Source organism: Pseudoalteromonas sp. ATL1 (genome assembly GCF_058933015.1).
Genome location: NZ_JBZYXL010000001.1, coordinates 646,867 through 670,054, shown reverse-complemented (window position 1 = coordinate 670,054; position 23,188 = coordinate 646,867). Strand labels below are relative to the sequence as shown.

16 protein-coding genes are annotated in these 23,188 nt (G+C 44.8%); 7 read left to right on the top strand and 9 right to left on the bottom strand.

The genetic code is table 11. From position 1 onward, the window contains the following. Positions 1-99: 99 nt before the first annotated feature. On the top strand, positions 100-1,590 hold the full coding sequence (locus AC5FX4_RS02855) for an anti-phage deoxyguanosine triphosphatase (protein ID WP_493605009.1): 1,491 nt from the start codon (positions 100-102) through the stop codon (positions 1,588-1,590). A gap of 139 nt (positions 1,591-1,729) precedes the next feature. On the opposite strand, the gene glmS is transcribed toward AC5FX4_RS02855, so the two are convergent. Next, positions 1,730-3,550: a glutamine--fructose-6-phosphate transaminase (isomerizing) gene (gene glmS, locus AC5FX4_RS02850; protein WP_493607759.1), complete on the bottom strand. Its 1,821-nt coding sequence runs from the start codon at positions 3,548-3,550 to the stop codon at positions 1,730-1,732. An 86-nt stretch (positions 3,551-3,636) separates the two neighbouring features. Then, positions 3,637-4,404 carry a DeoR/GlpR family DNA-binding transcription regulator gene (locus AC5FX4_RS02845; RefSeq protein ID WP_493605008.1) on the bottom strand — a complete coding sequence of 256 codons (768 nt, stop codon included), beginning with the start codon at positions 4,402-4,404 and terminating at the stop codon, positions 3,637-3,639. Positions 4,405-4,622: 218 nt separating this feature from the next. Here AC5FX4_RS02845 and AC5FX4_RS02840 point away from each other — a divergent pair, with 218 nt between their 5' ends. Next, complete coding sequence (locus AC5FX4_RS02840; protein WP_493605007.1) at positions 4,623-5,957, top strand: PKD domain-containing protein; 1,335 nt, start codon at positions 4,623-4,625, stop codon at positions 5,955-5,957. 51 nt (positions 5,958-6,008) lie between these two features. On the opposite strand, the gene AC5FX4_RS02835 is transcribed toward AC5FX4_RS02840, so the two are convergent. Further along, positions 6,009-6,305, bottom strand: a complete 297-nt coding sequence (locus tag AC5FX4_RS02835; RefSeq protein ID WP_493605006.1) for a DUF6482 family protein — start codon at positions 6,303-6,305, stop codon at positions 6,009-6,011. Positions 6,306-6,544: 239 nt separating this feature from the next. Between AC5FX4_RS02835 and AC5FX4_RS02830 the strand changes: the two genes are divergently transcribed. From AC5FX4_RS02830 to AC5FX4_RS02810, 5 genes are all read left to right on the top strand, one after another. Next, positions 6,545-7,828, top strand: coding sequence for a beta-ketoacyl-[acyl-carrier-protein] synthase family protein (locus AC5FX4_RS02830; protein WP_493605005.1), 1,284 nt, complete (start codon positions 6,545-6,547; stop codon positions 7,826-7,828). Between the two features lie 98 nt (positions 7,829-7,926). Then, complete coding sequence (locus AC5FX4_RS02825) at positions 7,927-8,721, top strand: LytTR family DNA-binding domain-containing protein (RefSeq protein ID WP_493605004.1); 795 nt, start codon at positions 7,927-7,929, stop codon at positions 8,719-8,721. A gap of 116 nt (positions 8,722-8,837) precedes the next feature. Further along, on the top strand, positions 8,838-10,817 hold the full coding sequence (locus AC5FX4_RS02820; RefSeq protein WP_493605003.1) for a TonB-dependent receptor: 1,980 nt from the start codon (positions 8,838-8,840) through the stop codon (positions 10,815-10,817). A gap of 105 nt (positions 10,818-10,922) precedes the next feature. Beyond that, positions 10,923-11,675: an SDR family NAD(P)-dependent oxidoreductase gene (locus AC5FX4_RS02815; RefSeq protein ID WP_493605002.1), complete on the top strand. Its 753-nt coding sequence runs from the start codon at positions 10,923-10,925 to the stop codon at positions 11,673-11,675. Between the two features lie 211 nt (positions 11,676-11,886). Further along, positions 11,887-13,161, top strand: coding sequence for a LysM peptidoglycan-binding domain-containing protein (locus AC5FX4_RS02810; RefSeq protein ID WP_493605001.1), 1,275 nt, complete (start codon positions 11,887-11,889; stop codon positions 13,159-13,161). Between the two features lie 65 nt (positions 13,162-13,226). Here AC5FX4_RS02810 and AC5FX4_RS02805 read toward each other — a convergent pair whose 3' ends face one another. The 6 genes from AC5FX4_RS02805 to AC5FX4_RS02780 form a co-directional block, all read right to left on the bottom strand. After that, positions 13,227-13,751 (bottom strand): hypothetical protein, encoded by a 525-nt coding sequence (locus AC5FX4_RS02805; protein WP_493605000.1) that lies wholly within the window; start codon positions 13,749-13,751, stop codon positions 13,227-13,229. A 64-nt stretch (positions 13,752-13,815) separates the two neighbouring features. Next, entirely contained in the window at positions 13,816-16,965 is a 3,150-nt protein-coding gene (locus AC5FX4_RS02800; RefSeq protein WP_493604999.1) for a lantibiotic dehydratase, read from the bottom strand. A gap of 10 nt (positions 16,966-16,975) precedes the next feature. Next, complete coding sequence (locus tag AC5FX4_RS02795) at positions 16,976-18,187, bottom strand: lanthionine synthetase C family protein (protein WP_493604998.1); 1,212 nt, start codon at positions 18,185-18,187, stop codon at positions 16,976-16,978. 81 nt (positions 18,188-18,268) lie between these two features. Next, complete coding sequence (locus AC5FX4_RS02790) at positions 18,269-20,392, bottom strand: peptidase domain-containing ABC transporter (protein ID WP_493604997.1); 2,124 nt, start codon at positions 20,390-20,392, stop codon at positions 18,269-18,271. A gap of 23 nt (positions 20,393-20,415) precedes the next feature. Continuing rightward, positions 20,416-21,660 (bottom strand): beta-barrel domain-containing protein, encoded by a 1,245-nt coding sequence (locus tag AC5FX4_RS02785; RefSeq protein ID WP_493604996.1) that lies wholly within the window; start codon positions 21,658-21,660, stop codon positions 20,416-20,418. A gap of 189 nt (positions 21,661-21,849) precedes the next feature. Then, a complete protein-coding gene (locus tag AC5FX4_RS02780) occupies positions 21,850-23,175 on the bottom strand; it encodes an IS4 family transposase (RefSeq protein WP_493604995.1) in 1,326 nt (441 codons plus the stop codon). Positions 23,176-23,188 lie beyond the last annotated feature (13 nt).

Sequence of the window (23,188 nt, the reverse complement as noted above, 5' to 3'; positions counted from 1 at the left end):
AAATTTCAGCATAGCCTACCAATCCACCTGATTGCAACTAGACTCAAATTGACTATTTGGATAAATGCACTTTAGTCAGCCAAAGTAGGAAACTTGCAAATGCACGTTTTTAATATCAAGGAACAATATGGTGGAACTATGAGCCAAGAAGACAAAATTTGGGAAGAGCGTATTGAAGAGCAGCCGCCCAGAGCCGATGATTATCGTAGCGAATACGACAGAGATGAAGCTAGATTAATTCATTCATCGGCATTTAGGAGACTACAATCTAAAACTCAGGTACTAGGGTTAGGGGAAAGCGACTTCTATCGGACTCGGCTAACTCACTCTATGGAGGTGGCACAAATAGGAAGAGGGATCGTACAGTATCTGAGTAAGAAAAATGTAAAAAACGCCAATAATCTACCACCAAAAGAATTAATCACTGCTATTTGTCTAGCACATGATATTGGGCATCCACCATTCGGACACGGCGGTGAGGTAGCTTTAAATTACTGTATGAGAGATTATGGTGGATTTGAAGGAAATGGACAGACTTTAAGAATTCTTGGGACTTTAGATAAATACCTGGAAGGATATGGTTTAAACCCAACACGTAGAATGCTACTCGGTGTATTGAAATATCCAGCAGCATACAGTTCTTTGCTTAATAACAAGGCTTATGAAGAAAAGGCTAAAGACACACCGAATTGGTTATTTAAAGCCACGAAACAAAAGCCACCTAAATGTTATCATGATGATGATCAAGGTATTGTAGATTTCATCCTGAAGCCTTTCTCTCAAGAGGATAAAGAAAAGTTTACTGCAAGTATGGAATACAAGCCAAAAAATAATAAGGACCGCCGCTCTCCAGAAACCGAGCATAAACTTACAAAATACAAATCATTAGATTGCTCAATCATGAACCTAGCAGATAACATCTCATACAGTTTACATGACTTTGAAGATGCCTTGTCGCTGGAACTTATCCGTCAGAGTGATTGGGAGCGCTACTTTGAAGAAGAAGTAGATGGCAGGCAAAGAAAAGAGTTATTTGCGAAAATTAGTACCATGCGACCAGATTGTGCGTATGACAAAATTACAAAAGATCTTTTTGAGTCAAGCTATACACGCAAAGACGCTATAGGCTCCCTCGTCAATTTAATGATTAGTAACACTCAAATAGTCGAAAATGACTCCCAATGCTCAGAGCCTTTATTAAGATTGAATGTTGAGCTAACCACAGATGTTGAGGAATTAAGAAAAGCAATATTTGATCTGGTTAGGGAACTTGTTATCAATAATGAAAATGTGCAACAGCTTGAGTTCAAGGGTCAAAAACTAATCATTGAGCTCTTTGGAGTATTGGCAACTGATCCGAAGAGACTTTTACCGAAAAAGACTCAAAAAACTTGGGAAGATGCAGAAAAATCAGTACTTAATGAGTTATCAGAAGAAGAAAAAAAGGAGCCATCAACCCAATACTTAGTAAAGCGTAAGCAAATGAGGGTAATCTGTGATTTCGTTTCTGGAATGACAGACGAATATGCTACGAGGTACTATGAAAAGCTTTTCACTCCTAGCAAAGGTTCGATATTTGACCATCTTTAGTTTGAGGCAGTCCAGCTGTTAAAGGCTGGACTATTTTTCAATACAAATAGTATGAAACTTTATTACTTAGGATGATACTTTAATACTTGGGGTGACACTATATTACTAAGTCACAAAAAAGGCGCTTTCGCGCCTTTTCTTATTCTACCGTGACCGATTTTGCGAGGTTTCTCGGTTGGTCTACATCGGTGCCTTTAATCACTGCAACGTAGTACGATAGAAGCTGTAGCGGGATTGTATATACAACTGGCGCTAGAATGTCTTCTACGTGGTTGACGTTGATAACACGCATGGTGTCGTCAGATGCAAAGTGTGAGTCTTTGTCTGCGAATACATAGATGATACCGCCACGGGCGCGGACTTCTTCTACGTTTGATTTTAGCTTTTCAAGTAACTCGTTGTTTGGCGCAACCACGATGATTGGCATATCTGCGTCGATCAGCGCCAGTGGGCCGTGTTTAAGTTCACCTGCCGCGTAGGCTTCGGCGTGGATGTATGAAATTTCTTTTAATTTCAACGCGCCTTCCATTGCGATTGGGTATTGTGAGCCGCGACCTAAGAATAGTGAGTGGTGTTTGTCAGCAAACTCTTCCGCTAAGTCTTCAATTGAACCCGCCAGTGTTAGGGCTTCTTCTAACTTGTTAGGTAGGGTTTTAATGGCATTAACAATGTTGCTTTGATCTAGGCCTTTTTCTTGCGCGATTGAAGCTGTTAGCATCAATAAGCCAACAAGTTGTGTGGTGAATGCCTTGGTGGACGCCACGCCAATTTCCGCACCCGCTTTGGTCATAAATGCCAAGTCAGATTCGCGCACTAACGATGAGCCCGGTACGTTACAAATGGTCATTGACGCCATGTAACCCTGCTCTTTGGCAAGGCGCAAAGCAGCTAGCGTATCAGCGGTTTCGCCCGATTGTGAAATGGTTACAAGTAGGCTGTTTTCATGTACAAATGATTGGCGGTAACGGAACTCAGAGGCAATCTCTACGTTACAGCTTACGCCTGCAAATTGCTCTAGCCAGTAGCGCGCAACCATACCTGAGTGATATGACGTACCGCAGGCAATGATCTGTACATGTTTTACGTCTTTAAAGATTTGCTGCGCACTGTCGCCAAAAGCGTCCACTGCAACACGGTCATTCTCAAGGCGGCCTTCAAGGGTGTTACGCACCGCCAGTGGTTGCTCGTAAATTTCTTTGAGCATGTAGTGACGGTATTCACCTTTGCCTGAGTTGTCTTGGGTGATGTTTGACTCAACCACTTCACGTTCAACTAATTCGCCGTTGATGTCGTAAATTTCGACGCTTTCACGAGTAATGCGCGCAACATCACCTTCTTCTAGGAAGATAAAGCTGCGTGTTACTGGAAGTAGCGCAAGCTGATCAGAGGCGATAAAGTTTTCACCCAAGCCTAGGCCGATAACCAGTGGGCTACCTGAGCGCGCCACTATCATTTCTTGGTCGTTGGCTTTGTCAAAAACCACCGTACCGTATGCTCCCTCAAGCTGTTTTACCGCTGCTTTTACCGCACTAAGTAAGTCGTCATGTTGCTGACGCAGTTGATGGATCAAGTGCACCATCACTTCTGTATCGGTATCCGATAAAAACTCGTAACCGTCACCTTTTAACGCATCGCGCAGTGGTACATGGTTTTCAATAATACCGTTGTGTACCAAGGCAATTTCGCTGTTTGAAACATGTGGGTGGGCGTTGTTTTCTGTTACTCCACCGTGCGTTGCCCAGCGCGTATGCGCAATCCCAGTCGTACCTTTAACCGCCGCCTTTTCAAGCGCTTGCTCAAGGTTAACTACTTTACCGACGGCTTTAACTGTGCTTAGCGTACTGTCTAAACTCAACGCAACACCGGCTGAGTCATAACCGCGATATTCAAGACGTTTTAGGCCTTCAATCAAAATTTTGTTTACTGGGCGTTCTGCAACGGCCCCTACAATACCACACATAATCTCTCCATTTTGCACGTGAAGTGTGTTGTCATAATGATGTTGACTAGGCACGGTGTTGTCGTCCGTGCATAGCATTAAATTCTTTAAACGCTTGCGCGAATGACGGTTACGCCGCTACTTTCAATACGCTGGCACAGGTCTAATTCAAGATTGTCGTCGGTGATCAAGGTTGTCACTTGAGACCATGGCAATTCTAAATTAGGGATTTTGCGCCCCACTTTGTCAGACTCCACCATCACGATAACTTCTCGGGCAGACTCAGCCATTACCTGACTCAGCCCCACCAACTCGTTAAAGGTAGTCGTACCACGCGCAACATCAATGCCATCTGCGCCAATAAATAGTTGGTCGAAGTCGTAAGAGCGCAGTACTTTTTCAGCCACTTGCCCTTGGAATGACTCAGAATGTGGGTCCCAGGTGCCGCCGGTCATCAACAGTGTAGGCTCATTTTCTAGCGATAACAGTCGGTTAGCTATATTCATGGCATTGGTCATCACCACCAAGCCTTGTTTGTTGGCAAGCTCGGGGATCATCGCTGCAGTCGTTCTACCACTATCAATAATGATGCGGTTGTGATCTTTAATAAGGTTAGCGGCCGCTTTGGCGATTGCCATTTTGCGAAGTGAATCGCGTTTGTCGTTGCTTTTTGCAACGATTTCTTGCGGCAGTGCCACAGCACCGCCATAACGACGTAGCAATAACCCACTCTTTTCCAGCGCGGTTAAGTCCTTTCGAATCGTAACTTCCGATGTTTCAAACTCAGCCGCTAAAATGTCCACACTCACTTCACCCTGCTCATTCACTTTTGAGAGGATGGTATGGCGTCGTTGCTGAGTGTTTCGTTTCGTCATATTTGCGTTTGTTAAGTTTCGTTTCGAAATTTAAGTTGAGTTTAAACGAAACTTTAAGAATATGGCAACACTCTTTCTCACTTTCTTTCACTAAAGCCAAAAACCACCGTGCGGGCAATTTCTTCAGTCGTCGTTCAGATCCGAAAGCTTACGATTTAATCCAAATTAGGTACATTCTCACAATTTAGTCAAACTACGCTATCAAAAGGATTGAATTTATGCGTAACCAAAAATATGTTTTGATTGCTTTATTAACTGTGCTTATCAGCGCATGTGGTGGCTCAGGTTCTGATGACAAACCCATAGTAACGGTTCAAAAAGAAAAACCCGAACCCACTCCTGTGCCAACGCCAGCACCTACACCAGCACCTGAACCAGAACCAGAACCTGCGCCTGAATTAGAAGCCAAAGTAGAAGCACTCGGAGCTTTAGCGCTAGGTCAAACGATCACACTCGATGGCATAGAGAGCCAACTGTATGACGGTGTCAAGGCACAGTGGCAGTGGCTACAAAAACCAACAAACAGTCGTGCTGAACTTCTAAATAGCAACACTTTACGTGCGACATTCATTGCTGATGAAATTGGTGTCTTTCAGGCGCAGCTAACACTCACCGATTTAGAGAGTAATACATCTTCGGCTCAGGTACTTATCACCATTGCCAACCCAATTACAAATAACCTACCTCAAGCGCGTTTTCATTTTGCTCATTCGAGCATTTTAATCAATAAAGAGTTAGAGCTTGATGGCTCAGAAAGTACCGATGCGGATGGCGACAACCTCACTTACCTTTGGCAAGTGAGTAGTAAAGTGACAGATGCTGAATTTACACTGCAAAACAACACACAAGCAAAAGCCGTATTCTCAGCACAAAATGCAGGTGTGTATACCATTTCACTCACTGTGAACGATGGAAAAAGTTATCACAAGGTCAGCAAAGACATACAAGTTATTGAATATAACCATGCACCGACGATATTGCGCTTAGAACAAACAGACACGGAAGTGTACATCAATGAAAGCGTGTATTTTACTACTTACGCTGAAGACAAAGACGGTGATCGCATTTTCTACCAGTGGCGCATTGTCAGTCGCCCAGAAAACTCTAGTTCAGCTATTCAAAACAAATATTTACAACAAGTTTATATGGTTTTTGATGAAGCCGGTGAATATGTCATAGAAACCGTGGTGTCTGATGGATTAGAGCAAAGCTCGCCCAAACGCGCGCATGTTGTAGTCACCCCAAGGCCAACAAAAGTTAAAAATAATCACCCTCCTTATGTTGGCGGCATTACCACTAGCGTGGTAAAGAAACCAAATACTCCCATCACGCTAACGGCGATAGCCAATGACTTAGATCGCGACGAGCTGACTTATCGCTGGGAAATGAACAAACCAATGAATGGAGCAACTTTTTCGTTTTCTAATGCCAGAGAAAACGTCGTTGATCTAACCGTTGATAAACCTGGGTGGTATTTAGTAAATGTTTACGCTCACGATGGCATCGTCGAATCTGCATACCCTGGTGTGACACTCCTCGTCGTAAAAGAATAATTAGAAGGAGATTAAGGCTTTAAGAGAGCCTTAATCTCAATAACAGGCTGGTTAGTGATACACGTTGACGGTCATTTTTGCGCTACCCGCCGAGCTTGATGCCACCATTTCATCATAGGCGCTTTGCATTTCAAACACCGCGCGGTCGACGCCCAAACCAGCCAGCATCACCTCTGCTTCACGCAGTGAATTAAACGTAATCATTTTTCCGCTATGGCTTGTTAACGCATGAAAGTTGCCATTGTGGTCCATCCCCCCCACCAGATAATGGTTTGAATCGGCATAACTGAGGATCACGGTATCAAGCTTTTCTTGGCTGATCTGCATTTTTAGTTCATAGGCTAGCATCGTAGTACACCTTTTTTGACTGAGATACTCATTAAACGATACAGTGAGCCAACAAGTTCAATTTTTGTTCAAAAAAAGTTCATGCTGTTGCAAGGCTTTCTGTTACTGCACACGCAATGTCATTAATTTGCAACAGCAGCGAATTAAATTGGTAAAGCTAAACTCGCGTTAACCTTGATGGTGTCAACCTTTGTGTCGTAGCCGCTATCAATGACGCTCTGTGAAAAACAAGGAATACCATGAAACGAATCGTTGTCACTGGCATCGGTGCTATATCTCCGATAGGCAATACCGCACAAAGTAGTTTTGACCGCCTGTTACAGGGCGAGCACGGCATTCGTGCCATTGAGCATTTCGACCCACAGCAAACGGGATGTAAAAGCCATTTTGCAGCACAAGTAAGCGCTGACTTTGAGCCCGGCGCTCATCCCCCCTTTAGCTTTATGGATGAAAGCACCCGCACAAAACAGCTAAAAAAGTTAGATAGGCATCAAATCTTTGCCATGATAGCTGCCGCTGAAGCCATCTCTGAGGCAAAATTAGACGAAATAAAAGACGAAGCCATTTTGCACCGCATCGGGGTGAATGTAGCCACAGGTGTCGGTGGCCTCAATAGCCTAGAGCTTTGCGCCGCCAAAGCGGAAGCGGGTAAAAAGCAGTCACCATTCGGTAACTTGATGTTTTTGCCAAATTTATCGGCAGGTTACATTTCTGCCCATTGGAATTTTGGTGGGCCCAACAACGCCCATTGCACCGCTTGTGCAGCCAGTGCGCATGCCATCATGGATGCGTGTAATGCCATATCCAACGGTGAAGCCGAGATAATGGTTGCGGGTGGTGCCGAAGCCGCTATCACCGCCGTTGGTATTGCGACCTTTAACGCACAAAATGCACTGTCTACGCGCAATGATGAACCCAACACGGCGTCTCGACCATTTACGCAAGACCGCGACGGCTTTGTGATGGGCGAAGGCGCAGCGTGCTTAGTACTTGAAGACTATGATCACGCCAAAGCGCGTGGTGCAACAATATATTGTGAGGTGGCCGGCTTTGGCCGCACCTGTGATGGCCATACAGGCTTTGCGATAAGCGCACCGCACCCACAAGGACTTGGTGCCCAACGGGCGATGCAAAACGCACTGAACATGGCCAACATCAGCGCTCAACAAGTCGATTATATCAATACCCACAGTACCAGTACGGCCGCCGACAGCATTGAAATAACCGCGATTAAAAATACCTTTGGCGACTATGCACCACATATTGCGGTCTCTGGCACTAAAGCACAAACCGGCCATCTGCTTGGCGCCGCCGGTGCCATTGAAGCGGTATTTACCGCATTGGCTCTCAAGCACCAAGTTTTGCCCTACACGGTAAACCTCAGTTCAGATAATGTTGACCCAGCTTGTTTAGGCGTAGACTTAATCATGAAAACAAGCCGACAAGCAAAAGTGACCTATGCGCTGTCTAACTCGTTCGGGTTTGGTGGTACAAATGCTTCCATCGCTTTCAAAGCCTGTTAACTTTTCATATTTGCCCGTCACAGAATAGTTTCTGTGACGGCTTGCTAGATGCCACTCCCCCACTTAGAATACCCCAATTTGGAACACAGCAAGCACCAATGGATCAGCTTACCGCCCGCATAAGACAACCTAAGCAGCGCTTAAAATATCAGTGCCTGTTGGGCTGTGCGGTGTGGACCGTTATTATTGTTTTGCTGACTTGTATTACCCAGTTCCATGACTTGCTTGTGTTGCCCGCTCATCGCATCAATGACTATGCTTGGTGGGCTTTGCAAGAATGGTGTTTGTGGTATGTATGGACACCCGTTATTTTTTCTCTGCTTGATAGTCTACAAAAACAAGCGCGGTTAACCCCTCTCGGATATCTACTCGTATTTCTTCCTTTGATACTCAGCACTTTGATATATCAAGCAATATTTGATTACTTAGTTTATGGCGATACCATTTTGGGCACCATTGTGTATTTCATTCCTTCACATTCTGTGCTGTTAATTTTGCACCTGTTGGCTTGGAACAAGCTTTGGAAAAGCAATGCAAAAGATACCGCTGCGCCCATGCTACTTGTCGATTTAGGCAAAAACAAAACCTTATTACCATTTGAAAAAATCGTATCGGTCAGCGCCGCGAGTAATTATGTTGAGATACACACCGATGAGCAAAGCTACATTAAGCGCGCAACGCTCACCCATTTAGAAGAGCGTTTAACGCCTATGTCGTTTATTCGCACCCACCGCTCTTATCTGGTCAATGTGCACTGCATCAAGCACATTGAGCGCAAGCCTTCGGGGAGTGCTTTGGTACACTTAACCAATGCTCAGGTAATCCCTTTGAGCAAACGTTACTATCAAAAAGTAAAGTCTCTATGTGCTGCGCAGAGTAACCCATACCTTTAAATCGAGTTTAGGGCGGTTCATTCGTCCCAAAATACGTCACCCCACCCCTAACCATTTGTTTTATTTGGTTTGATATTTTCAAATAGCAGCGATGAATTAGACTTGGGAAGACCTCAATGCAATACGTAAAAACGCTCATCAGCAGCGCTATTTTTGGCCTGTGCTGTGTTACAACCATTTGTTATGCGAACAACACACTCACGAATACACAGCAAAAGTATGCGCGCGACTACTTTGAGCCGTTTAACGTGCAACATGCTTTAGATGTCATTGAGCAACTGCCGGGGTTCGCGTTCGTTGAAAATAGCGGGCAACGGGGTTTAGCCAATACAGCTGGCAATGTATTGATTGATGGCACCCCTCCTTTGTCAAAATCAGAGTCTTTATCTGGGATTTTAAAGAAGCTTAGCGCAGAGCTTGTTGGAGCGGTTGAGGTTTATAACACGGGCCACCCATTCAGCAGCGTGTCGCATCATTCGCAGGTTGCCAATATCATCACAAGGCGCGAACGCACAACACTCAATTGGCAAGCCGATATGGCGCTGCGCAACCAGCGTAATTCCTTTAACGAGCTACAACTGCAGCTAAGAACGCCAACAGGCACGTGGCTTCATCAAGTCAATCTGAGTGCTGAGAACAGCGAATTTATCTCCTTCACACAGGCTGATGAATACAATGTGTTACACCAGCCTATTGAGGTTCAAACCGAAGATTTTATTGAAAAATTAAAACTGTTTCAGATAGATACACAATCCAGTACGGGCAATGAGTCAAATCGTTTGCAGATCACCAGTAAGTTTATCTCGGAGCGCTGGCAAACAGACTTTCGCCATCAGTACTTTCAGCCCCAACACACAAACGCATTTGATAACGAAACCACCATAGAGTGGCTTGATATAGATGAATATCAATTCGGTGTAGATTGGCAGCATACTTTGGCAAACAAGAGTAATCTGCAATGGTTAGGATTTATACGCGATAATCAACAACATCGCGTTGATCAATCATTGTCACAAGAAAGTGCAGACTTCACTCAGGAAAAACAGCAAAAAGAGCAAGTTATGCAGTTGTCTATACAAGTAAATCAGTGGCCTTTTAGCCCTGAATTTGGACTAGAAATAAGCCGCAATGACTTAGTGGCCACGAGCCTTGTCAATGCCCTTTCTTATGCCAGTAAAGTCACTGAAACGCGCTATCAACCGTTTAGTGCTGTCACTTGGCAACTGAACTCCGACTGGCAACTTTATGCTCGGCTTAATGCAGAACGTACGGAGCTTAAAGCGCAACGAGATAAGCCAACGATATTTGAGCAACGTCATCTCAAACCGCTTATAAAACTCAGCGTGAATAAAGATAACTGGGGTGTTACTTGGCAATTTAAGCGCCAAGTAGAACAGCTAGATTTTAGTTTGTTTGTCGCCAGTCAAGACGTCACTTATGGCCGCGTGCAATTGGGAAATATTGCGCTTCAACCAGAACGTTACAGTGAGTTATCCATGCAACTCAACTATAGCCATGATGATTGGTTAACGTTGAACACGACGTTTTATCATAAATGGCGCAAAGCGGTTCATGAGTACGTACTAATTGGTAATGGTGAACAAGAAATTGGCAATGCGGGTGATGCTCAGCAGTTTGGCGTCAACACCTTGCTCGATCTGAAAACACCTTGGCTACTGGCAAGCAGCACATTAACACTCAATCACAACTATGCCAATGCACGCTACAACGACACACTAGGCATGCAGCGTATGACCAATGAACTGATTCCACATGTGTTTAGCGCTGAGTTTCGTCATGATTTAGACATGTTCTCGTGGGGCCTTGAATATACTGCAGCCGAGCACAGCACAGAGTACTATATTGATGAACTTATTAATGAAACCAGTGCCGATACCACGAGTGCTTACATCGAAGCACAACTGCATGAAGATTTGCAAATGCGCTTGTCAATCAGCTCGTTCGCCGATGAAAAAGACAACGCGTTGCAGCAATACTTTCGCAGCAGCCGCATAAACGAGCACGATGGCCATCGCATAGTGACGGAAACGACTAAGCCAGAGATCCATTTCACACTACGTGGAACGTTTAATTGATTCCAATTTGGCAACTATATATTGAAAATTAGATGCTTAATTTTCACACATACTGTTTGCTATGCTGCTGCACAGATAAACATCACAACAGCAAGGAAGTCTTTTATGTCGAACAAAACAGTCTTAATTACTGGTGCAACCGCGGGGATTGGTGAACAAACGGCGCAGCATCTGCTACAACTTGGATGGCAGGTTACTTTTACAGGCCGCAATAGTGAAAAAATCGCGGCAACAACACAAAAACTCGCACAATACGCCCCTCACCCAGAGCAAGTAAAAGGCATGTTGTGCGACAACGCTAATTTTGATCATATTCAAACCTTAGCGGCTTCATTACAGCAAGCAGGTACTCAACTTGATGGGCTCGTATTAAATGCCGGCGTATTTTATCCGCAGACCTTCGGTGAAGTACAACCTGAAGACATTAACACCACCATGGCGATTAACTTCACCGGCCCTGCGTTGATGCTTCAAGCGCTTTTACCCGTGCTAAAAAACCCCGCCAGCATAGTCTATGTATCGAGTATTGTAGTCGATAAAGCGTTTCCAACGGCATCAGTATACGCGGCAAGTAAAGGCGCATTCGAAGCCTTTGCACACACACTAAACCAAGAGTTAGCACGCCGAGGCATACGCATTAATTATTTACGCCCTGGGGTGACCCATACGGAAATTCAACACAAGGCCGGCATGGATGAGCAACAAATTAGTGGCTTATCTGAAGCCATGAAAGCCACCCCTGCGGGTAGAATTCTGACACCCAACGACATGGTCGAAGCGATGGCCTTTATGCTTTCCAACGGCTCATTGGGCATGCGTGGTGAGCACATTACTATAGATGGTGGCTACTGCTTGTAACCTCACAATATATAACCCTACAATTGTTGTATATACAAAGGAGAAAAGCCCGTTTTCCTCCCTTTTTCGCCGACACATAGCACATCTATCACGGTATCGTATGTTCAAATTCATGCGCAATTAAGTCGATATCAGCATAATAAACACACTTCGCCTCTTGGCTAAAATTTAGTTACAATTCTCACAAATAATAATTAATGCTTTGGTTTATATGTCTTTATCTCGTTTTTTCCCGCTGTTTTTGCTTCTACTCAGTGGCTGTCAATCCACTCAACCCACTGAGCCTAAGCATATCGAGCCCGCGACCCCCACCGTTAATCACCAAGCGAGCAACCCTAACCCAGCGCCAGAACCAGTCGCTATAGCCATTAAGCCACAAGAAATGAGCGATGTATGGCAACGTATTCGTGCTCAACTGGCGTTTGCCCCCAGCTCACACCCCAGTGTACAAGCACGCGTTGACTGGTATCTATCCCACCCAAACTATATGGAAGTGATCAGCAAACGAGCCGGTCCATTTTTGTATTACATTGTCGAGCAAGTAGAACAACGCGGTTTACCCATTGAGTTGGCACTCATGCCATTAATTGAAAGTGACTTTGATACCAATGCTTACTCGCATAAACATGCCTCGGGTCTTTGGCAATTAACCCCTTTGATAGCCAAACACTACGGCATCAAAATAGGGCCTTGGTACGATGGTAGACAAGACATTATTGATGCAACCAACGCCGCTCTGGATTTTTTAAGCTACCTACATAAACGCTTTGATGGTAACTGGTATCACGCCATTGCCGCCTATAACACGGGCGAGGGCCGCGTCGCACAAGCCATCAAAAAGAATAAACAAAAGGGTAAATCAAGCGACTTCTTTGCTTTATCGTTACCCAAACAAACACGTCATTACGTGCCAAAACTCTTGGCCGCGGCGCAATTACTCAAAGAGCAGAAAATGGTGTTTCCACCGATCGCCAACCATAGCGCCATTGAAGTTTTGCCACTCGAACGCGGTTTGATGCTCGACACAGATAAAAACTGGCGAGTATTACGTGATTTAAATCCTGGGTATACTCGTTTCCCCGCTTTATTAGATGGGCCTAAACATATTGTGATACCGGCGGATAAAGTCCAAGGTTGGCATCAGTACATCACTCAATTACCCTCTATGCCAAACACGCAATGGCAACAGTACAAAATTCAACGAAGCGATAGTCTAAGTGTCATTGCTAAACGTTTTGCCCTCACGCTCTCACAATTAAAGTCATTTAACCAACTCCAAGATAACCGAATTAAAGCGGGCGACACACTGCTGTTGCCCGTACTTGCCGATCAGCAAGTCGATTATGAGGTGCGCTCGGGTGACAGCTTATGGCGGATTGCCAAGCACTTTAACGTTAAGGTGAGTGAGATAAAACAATGGAATGCACTATCAGATGATGCGTTACGCATAGGGAAAAAACTAATACTATTCTTATCAAACAGTTAATCAAATAAATCCGTTAATTAAATAAATAGAGCACCACATGGGTGCTCTATTTATTTTGACTCGCGTTATCGAAACGTCACGGATTTATTCGAGCGTTCATACACGCGAGCTTCCGGTGATGTCCATTGACCATTTTTCAGGTATTGCGTGGCCACATGCATCTTGCCATCAACAAAACGACTGGTTGATTTTACTTTGCTAATGCCATCTTGGTTGCCTTCAACATCTTCGTAAGCAACAAAACTACCATCTTCCAAAACAGACATATACCCCGTGGTGTAAAACCCCGCCGTGGTGAAATAGTAAAACACCACTTGTTGCTTGGTTTTATCCCAGAAAATGATCGACTCTCCCCCATACATTCCGTCATTGATCGAATGTAGAGTTCGCACCGCCGTGCCGTTTAAAGCACGCTCCCAATGACTCACATCCTGCATCGCTGGCGTGTTCTCTGGCGCTGGAAAATCAGCCTGCCATGTGCCCAAGTAGGGTTCAAACACTTTCAGTTCATCCACCAGAGACTGCGCCATTGCACTCACTGAGCTGAACAGCAACAAGATACCAGTCAGGCTAAGCTTAAGACATTTCATCAAACTTCCTTAATCGTCAATATTGATACCTGAAACTTTAGCCCAATTTACAAATACTTGACGATCATTTTTTATTCGCAGAAAAATACTTACGGCGTAGCAAGTCGTGGATCACCAACTCTTGCTCACGGCCATAGGCTTTAAACATACGATTGTTATGCATATGTAATAGTGAGCCTAGTAATGAGTCTTTGCTGCAATTTAAAGCCCCTTGCGCGATTAATTGATTTAGTTGACCGACTATAGGCTCTGCGGCAACACGCCACTGCGTTGCTAACGTAAATAACGCTTGTTGTAACTCGTCACTGGCTGGGATTTGACTTGCAAACTTGTCAAAGTCATCGTCTAAAGTCGGTTGATATTCTCTGAACCGATTACCCAGTGTTTTTCTGACCGTACTACTGTCATTAAACTCTCGCCCAAAACCATCTCGCAGTCGGGTGATCAGCGCCAAACGCTCTGCATCGGTATAGTTAAACAGCGTCAACAACTGATCGGTGCACAGTAACGCCATACGCCAACGCACTGCCTCACCGTGATCTTCAACAAGTGCGCAGGTTTTTGCGATCAATGTGCTATCAAACATAAATAACGACTCAACCAACGCCATTGACTCTGGCCCACCATAACGCTCAACTTCACGCTCATAGGTCATAAGCTCCACTTTGTGTAACTCGCCGTCTTCAATCATCGGATCAAGCAATTGATTCAAAATCGGTAACAGCTGGCCACACAGCACGCTCGGTTCACCAAAAAAGCGCAGCCTTAGGTGCCAATCGGGATCGCCATAGCGGATAAAAAACCACTTTTCATACAGTTCGCGATGCTGTTCAATCAAGGGCTGTAAACGCTCTGCTAGCAACTGTTCGACGAGCGTATTACCGGAATATATTTTTAAACTAAGCCACTGTGAACCAGCACTAAAGCGACGTTTAATGGGCGTCGCATTGATATTGGCGATTGGATCATCGGCAAAATGGCTGTGAGGTGTCGCCATATGATTGAAAAATGGCACGATCAACTCATTGCTGTAGCGGTGGCCGTGCTTATCGACCACGCGCGACGCATAGTGTGCACTGAGCACTTCTTTGAGTGTAACTCGCTGCAAACCTTTTGTTTCTGCTAACAAAATACCTAACATGTCAACGTTACGTAGGTCTAGCTGTAGTACGTTATCACTGATGGCATAGCTCACTTGCGGATCAAGTAAGTACTTTTCTTGTAACGCTTCAAGCTTACTAACATCGAGCTGCCCCTTGTTATATACCGCTTCTAACTCATCTCGCGCAACTCGCCAGGTTTTTTCATGCAAGATCAAGTTATCCAACATGATCCTAGGTACAAAGGCATGATTGTCCGTGCTCGAAGGCATATTAAAATTAGGTGCACGACCATCTTGGCTTTGCAGCATACACAAAAACTTATATGCACTGAGACTACGCGCAGAATAGTTATGCGCACTCGATAAACGCGGGATCACTTGCTTGTTGAGACGCTTGCTCCATAGCTTCACTTTGCGTCCTTCCACCCATACGTGTAAATCGCTCAGTGGAATTTGATACGCATCACCCAAGCTACTATCGGCCATAAAGACAATTTCGTATTGACGTAAGTGAGGACGTGCTATCACATTACCCGGCCTGCCTTCAGGCATGTGAACCACTTCAGCAAAAATGACCTGATCTGAATGTGCCTGCTCTTGTTCCAATTCGGCAATCACATCCTGCTTAAGGCTTTCGTCAAGATGACAAAAACGGCCCAATAAATTGGCCGATGAGGGCCCATAGCACCCGTTGAATTTTAAAATCGGGTTTTGCTTATCATCTTCATAGACGCTCATCATGGCAGCAAAGGAACTTGGAAACTTTTTCGCGGCATCCTGATTCGTTACCTTGGACTTTAGCTGTTTACTGCTTAGTACAATGCAATCCTTACCGCGATTTTCGGGTAAACTGATCGCTTCATAAATAATACTATCCATTGCACTCATGGGCGCTTGAGTGGATGATGCGGGGGTACTTTTAGCCAATGCTAAACCCGCAATCAAAGGGGCTTCGTAGCCCGTTTCATCGGAAATACCGATGCCTGACTCGTCATCTAGGATCACATCAAGTGGCACAAATTGCCCCTCAAAGCGCGCATTAAACTGCGAAATAAAACGGTCCATCGGCGGTGTACGTCGCTCAGCATTCAGGCCCGCTATCAGCTCTAACTGCTTTTTAAACCGGTTAAGCTCTTGCTCGCTCAACTGGCACTGCTCAAAGTTTCGATATACATCTGATTGAAAGAGCTTGTTTTCCTGTACTTTAACGGGCAATTGCTCAAGGTGAGAGAGCAACTGCTTATACGGCGTTATCTCACCACTGCGCTGTTCATCTAACGCAGTGATTTGCGCCAATGCGGTTGCAAGATGGTCCGCCGTGTCATGTTCACCAATTTGTTGCAGTGACTTGAGCAATGCAGCATCTGGTGAGTCACCAGTCAAAGGCAAGGGGATATCCGCAAGTAACACCCCTTCGTCAATTAAGTCTTGAATATAACCTTCAACGTCTTCATGTTCAGCATCCGGGTATTGTGCGCAAAATGCGTCTACTAAAGCATTGAAACTCAGCCCTGATTTCGCAATCTCTAAAGCAAACTTAAAAAATTCATCGCTTTCAACGGCACTGAGTCGATACTGCATGTTGTCGTCGGATAAATAGGTTTCGATATATCGACACTGCTGCGCAACAAAATAATGCGATGGGTTGGGCTTATAGTTTAAATTGTCCGAACGCGAAGCATGCTTGATAAAGTGCTCTTTTAACGCAGATAAATAAAACATATCTAAGCGGGTTTTTCGGCTATCTTCTGTGTGGCAGCCGCCTTGCAATCGTGTTTGATCGCCCACCTGCCCTTTATGAATACCAGAAAATAGCCCAAATGGTGTCGGTCTTGAACACATGCGCACCATGTACTTGATAAGTGCCTGCGCCACCTTTTTACCTTGTTTCGAGTCTGGTTTTGTACGCCACAGTTCGATGCGTTCAAGTAGTGATGGACTGGCTAAATACAGCGCTTCCATGACCCCGGGCAACGCTAACCAATCTTCAAGAATTTGCTGACTGCTGACTGTATTATCGGCATAGGCGCTGAGATGTTCGATTGCTAAACGTGGCGTTCTTACGACAAAAAACTTACCGCTTTCAATACCTTGATTTGAGTTTTTGCTCATCCGTTTTTCCTTATGCCATTAAAAAGCAATCAGCCCAGTCCACATCGTCGGTCAACACACTTAATAAACCAACGCCCACACCAGAAAAGCCCATAAGCAAGCCGTAATCGGCCTTATAGGTGTTATCCATACCGTAAAATGCGTGCAGCGACTCCAATCCTTTCTCATCGTACTGTGCCAAAGCGTGATCCAGCCAATACTCAGCCGCAGCAACAAACTGAGGATGCGGCATAAGATAGTTAAGTAACTGATAAATAGACACTAAGCCAACAGAGCCATGGCATATACCCGCATCGATAATATTGCCCGATTTTGCGTCTCTTGGTACGCTGTTTAACGCCACTTGTTGCGCAAACTCAACGTAGCTCGGACGGTCTAGAGCCAGTCCTACTCTAGCGAGTGTCAGTGCGATCGTGAGGTCACCATAGCACCAACCTAACCGAGAACGATGGCCGTTGCCCACGCTACTGCCAAACCAACTCTCATCTTCTTTGTTTGGACTCGCTTGTGCGATTAACCAATCACAGCTACCAAGTAATAGCGTTGTGACTTCATCTTTAAGGCTAGGGATAGATAACGCGGGCAGAATGGCAGCAATCACAGCGGGTACACCATGCGCCAAGCCTAAGTTGTACTCAGCGCTGATCAGATCATCTTTATCTAAACGATACACAGAGTTAGATGGTTGAGACCAAGTAATATGGCCATCATTTAATTCAACCATGGTGCTTTTGAAGGCATCCACAATCGCGCGATACAAGGCGGTTTGGTCGCTGTATTTCGCACGCCTTGCCGCATACGGTGCGTATCCTGCCATGCCTAGTACATACTCAATCTCTCCAGGCCACGGTGAAATAGACAAAGCGTCAGCAAACAGTTTGTCAATATCTTCAAGCAATTCAACATCGTAGTCTTCTTCATTGCCCTGATTGAGATACTCAAGTAACCATGCCTGCCCCGCTAGACCATTACTCATCTCAAAAGACTGTTCACCAAGCGCATCTTGTAGTTGTTCTAACTTTTCTTCAAACCGAGTTTCATCGACCCAATCGGTATTGTATTGATGCGCCTGATACAAAAAGAGTAGGTGTCCTGCCAAACCACTTAGCAATCCATGCGCTTGTTTTGAACAGTCGAATGTAATCACCTCTTTTGCTAATTCTTTGATGATAGCTTCTATTTTTGTTATTTTTTGTGCTGTTAATATACTTTCAATAGCCATAATTATCCTTAACCGTTTACATTCAAGCTGTTGGGCTGACAATCAGCGTACGCCCTTATATCGCTATACCACTAAGCGTCGCTAAGCTTGGGTTTTATCTTCTTCTTTATATTTTTTTAATTTAATTTCTCTATCCGCCGAGGCAATGGTCTCTTTGCGGTGCGCGATAATCACCCGCGTGATCTTCAATCGAGAAACCGCTTCATTTATGTCCGACTCAAGATTGGTATCCAAGTGGCTAGTCGCCTCGTCCATAAACAAAATTTTCGGGTTTTTGTACAAAGCCCGCGCTAAAATAATGCGCTGCTTCTGACCCCCCGACAGGCTAGAACCCATATCACCAATCAAGCTTTCGTAGCCCATGGGCATGGCACTAATATCATCGTGAATTGCCGCAAGATCGGCGCAATACACCACACGCTCCATATCAATTGGCGTATCAAAAAAGGCAATATTGTCAGCCACCGAACCGGATAACAGCTCATCATCCTGCATCACGGCGGCAATCTGCTGACGATATTGACGCGCACCAATTTGCTCGATTGGAATGCCATCGATCAGCACCTCGCCGTTTTTAACCGGGATCAAACCAAGCATAATTTTGAGTAAGGTTGATTTACCACACCCCGATGGACCCGTGATGGCCACCGACTCACCCGGGTTGATTTTTAGACTCAACTCATTCAATACATTGGGTGTTGCATCTGAATAGGCAAAGCTGACACGCTTGATTTCGATGCCACCTTCGATGGTATGTCGTTTGACCTTTTCCGGTTGCAGCTCTTCTTTTTCGGTTAAGGCAATGTCAGCAATACGATCAAAGTGTAAACCTAGCATTTTGAATTCAATGAATTTTTCAATCAGATTCGCGGTTTTATCCATAAACTGACGCTTATAGGACATAAACGCAAACAACATACCGGTACTGAATCCCCCTTGGATCACCAAGTGCGCCGCCAAATAAACAACGACGATATTTTCAATACCAAATAAAGCTCGGTTTATCGCGTCATAGCCTATTTGGAAGTTACCCAAACGAATGTTTTGGTTGATTGCTTTGGCATAGCGATTTTGCCATTGCCCTTCACGCTTCACTTCAGAGCCAAACAGTTTAATGGTTTGGATGCCACGCACCGTTTCCATAAAGTTCGAGCTTTCTTCGGCGCGTGCCATGATCTCTTGTTCACTGATGGCACGAAATGGTTTGTACATCGCGATGCGCACCAGTGCGTATGCCACAACCGCCACTAAAACAACAAATGACAATGTGGGGCTGTAAAAAAAGATCATACCTAGAGTGATCACAGCCATTAAACCATCAATAATCGCTTCAATAACCCCAGTTGTGAGTAATTGCTTAACCTGTTGCAGTGAACCAAAACGAGAAACCACATCGCCCATGTGCCGCGTTTCAAAGTAGCTTAAAGGCAAGCGTACAAGGTGATGGAATAAATTAGCCCCCAGTTGGATGTTCATTTGGTTACCAAAATGCAGCAACGTAAAACCACGCAACGCATTGGTGGCTATCTCAAAGACCATGACAAGGAAAAACCCCAGTGCCAATACGGTAAGCAGCGACGTGTCGCCCGAGAGCACCACATCATCTATCACCAACTGAATGTAATAAGGAGACGCCAACGTGAAGACTTGTAACAACAGTGACAAAGCAAATATCAAAAATAGCGAGCGCTTCAGACCGGTAATACGACTCCAAAAATCAGCAAATCGTAAAGATGGCCTGGATTCTTTTGTCTCAAAATTTTTGGTTGGTGTCAGCTCCAATGCCACACCCGTAAAGTGCTTTGATGCCTCTTCTAGCGTGAAGGTTTTCTCTCCTGAAGCGGGGTCGTGGATCACAATACGCTTTTCATTGGCTTTTTTGAGCACCACAAAATGGTTCATATTCCAATGCAAAATACAGGGTGTTTGCAATGCGTCTAAATCTTCTAACTCAATACGTAAAGGTCGAGAAGTCAGCTCGAGCTTTTCTGCAAAGTGCATAATATCGAGCAGCGTCGCCCCCTCGAGGGAGATATTAAAACGTTGCCTTAAGGAGGTAAGATCGCTGTGATAGCCATGATAGGCTGCCACCATGGCTAAACTAGCAAGACCGCATTCAGCCGCCTCTGACTGCAAAATAATGGGCAGTGATTTCCTTGACCAAAACTGTAGCTTCGCTACCGGCGCTTCGTCTTCAACATGCATAATACTTTCTCAAACTCCTCAGCCTATAGCTGACCTTGAATACTAAATACGGGATCGAACAACCAGCGCAGCAACGAGCGCTCTTCAATGATAATGTCAGCTTCTAGCGTCATACCGGGGCGCAACGCAGATGCTTTGCCGTACGCCTGTACTTGTTGTTGTTCAAGTGCCACCACCACACGATAGGCTGGCGCTGTGATAATACCCGGTGTACTGGTTTCATCAGGAAAAATAACCGATTGGCTAACTTCAATAATTTCACCGTCATACACACCAAATTTTTCATAGGGAAATGCGTGATAGCGCAAGCGAGTTTTCTGCCCTTCATTCACAAAACCAAATGCCTCTGTAGGCACAAATACCACCGCCTGCATTTGGCTATGTTCAGGCAAAATAGTCAGCAAGTTTTGTCCACTCACCACATTATTGCCTACTTTGGCGAGCAAACCGCTGATCACCCCTGTCGTCGGTGCTCTAAGTTCACCCAAGCGTTGCTGTTCAATAGAAGATAACTGGATTTGAAGCTCTGCTTTTTGCGACTCCAGCTGAGATAACACGCTGCTTTGCTCAAGTGGTAACTTCTCAAGTTGGCTAGACAACTGCTCAATTTGGCTCTGCAACGACAAACGCTCCGACTCAATATTTGAAGCTTGCTGCTCCAACGACAGCAAAGTGTCTCGCTGGCGCTGTAATTCCAGCTCAGAGATATAACCGGTGCCTTTTAAGGTGCTGATCTGATCGACCATTTGCTCATTGAGCTTCAAGCGCTCGGCAAATGTTTTTGCCTGTCGATTAAGCTCCACTAACCTTGCTTGCGCCGTGACTTTCTTGCTTTGCAGCTCTTGCAAATCGATTTTGTTTTGCAGCTTTTGTTGTTGTAAGCGTTGCTCAAGGCCGTGTAATTGAAAGGTATACTGATTTAACAGCGCTTGGTTGAGTTCGATGGCATGCTTGCTATGTTTAGCGGACGCAATACGTAAAATCGGGGTGCCCTTTTCAACCAATGCACCTTCTTTAACAAGGATCTCAGATATGACGCCAGTTTGCGATGCTTTAAGTCGCAGCACCCCTGTATTGGGTTCAACTATCCCAGTTACTCTCTCCTTGCGCGTATATTTGCCCAGTGCTAAAAACACCAAGCTGACTACAACAACAGCGACTATCAGCATAGTTAATGTACTGAATACAGGAGGCTGAACAAGTGAAACCGCCCCCTCAAGCCGATGCCGCTTGTGTTCCATGACTTCTTTGCGGAATAAGTTTTCCATAGCTCTACTTCGGGTAACAATATTGTTAAAGATTTTTCATTGAACTGACAATGTACCACGGTCAGTAACAGAAAGGAATGCTGCTACGAGTTCTCTCACAGGCAATATGCGCGTTGTGAGCTAATCGTGTTGATTTACATTTTCCAAACAATCAACAACAAAAAAGAGCGCCTAAAAAGCTAATGCCGTTCACTTAAGGTGAACGGCATTGTTACGTTTAGCAACCGGATATCGGTTTTTAGACACCTTCAATACCCTCGGGTAACTTCGCTCTCGTTTTCCCTCAAGTTTAAACTGACTAGCATTTCTTTCTATATCCAAGATGATTTTAGGGACATTGCCTGGGGCATATATTGGCATTTGAGTAAGTTTGTAGATGATATGTGATGAAGCATCTCTGAAACTAAGTTGATTTGGGTAAACACTTTTTAGCGATTTAGCCATCAATACCATTTTGTAGCGGATAAGGTTGTAAGCTAGTAACAAGCCCCATAGCTCTTGGTGAATTAGCTCCGGTAAGTTGCTGCGCAAGGTGAATCGACTTTCCAATAGGTGTTGCTTCATTTCTCGATAGCCCATTTCAATTTCCCAGCGGTGCGCATATAAATCTACAATCTCCGAAGCTGGATATGCCATGGCGTCAGTCATTGATGTGAGCACGCTTACTTCTTTTCCTTTCACTCGCCTAGTCAATAATCTCACTGTTATAGAGTCGGGTAAGTCAGGGCGCTTCTTCTTAGCCTGCGGCGTCATTGTTAGACGAACTAGCTTATCTTGCTTCCCTAAGCTATCAACAACTTCATACTGAGTGCCTTTCTTGAGGGGGAGCAACCAATGCGTGTTATTTCCTTTTTGCTCCCATTCATGTAGCAAGCCGAGTGAATAAAACCCCTTATCGAAGAGCGTCAAGCTATTATCAGGAATATGGTTAATGAGTCTGCTCGCTAGATTCATCTCGTTTTCACTTACACTATCAAAAGCGCTCCCCAGTATGAGGTGGCTGCTTAACTCCATTAAGCAGACCATCCTGACTTGCGGATAACCAGCGCAACTGGCTTTATTGGCTGTTCGGGCAAAGGCAGCACTGTTTGCACTGCTATCAGGCGTTCGCCAAACTACACCATCAACACCGTAAATATTAAGGCCATTCCAATGTGGATGCTCCGCACGTTCATGCCAAGTTTGGGCTGTACGGTAAAAAACATCTTGTACTACATTACTACCTAGCTTTTTTCTAGCTTGAGTGACGGCGCTTCGGGCGACATAATCCACGTCTTGAGGTAAGACGATATCTAACTTGTTAATTAGCTGACGAACGGACTCCGTTCGGAACAAGGACATACCAATGACAGCCCAAATCATAGCGTCCATTGGTAGCTTGCGTTTACGCAATGTTGCTACACCATTAGAATCTAAACAGGCTTGTATAATCTCTGGCTCTAAAACATCAGCCAAGCTTTGAAATTCAGTGAGACGAGAAATAGATGTGCGAGCAAGTGCTTCTGACAATTCCATTAAAAAATCCGAT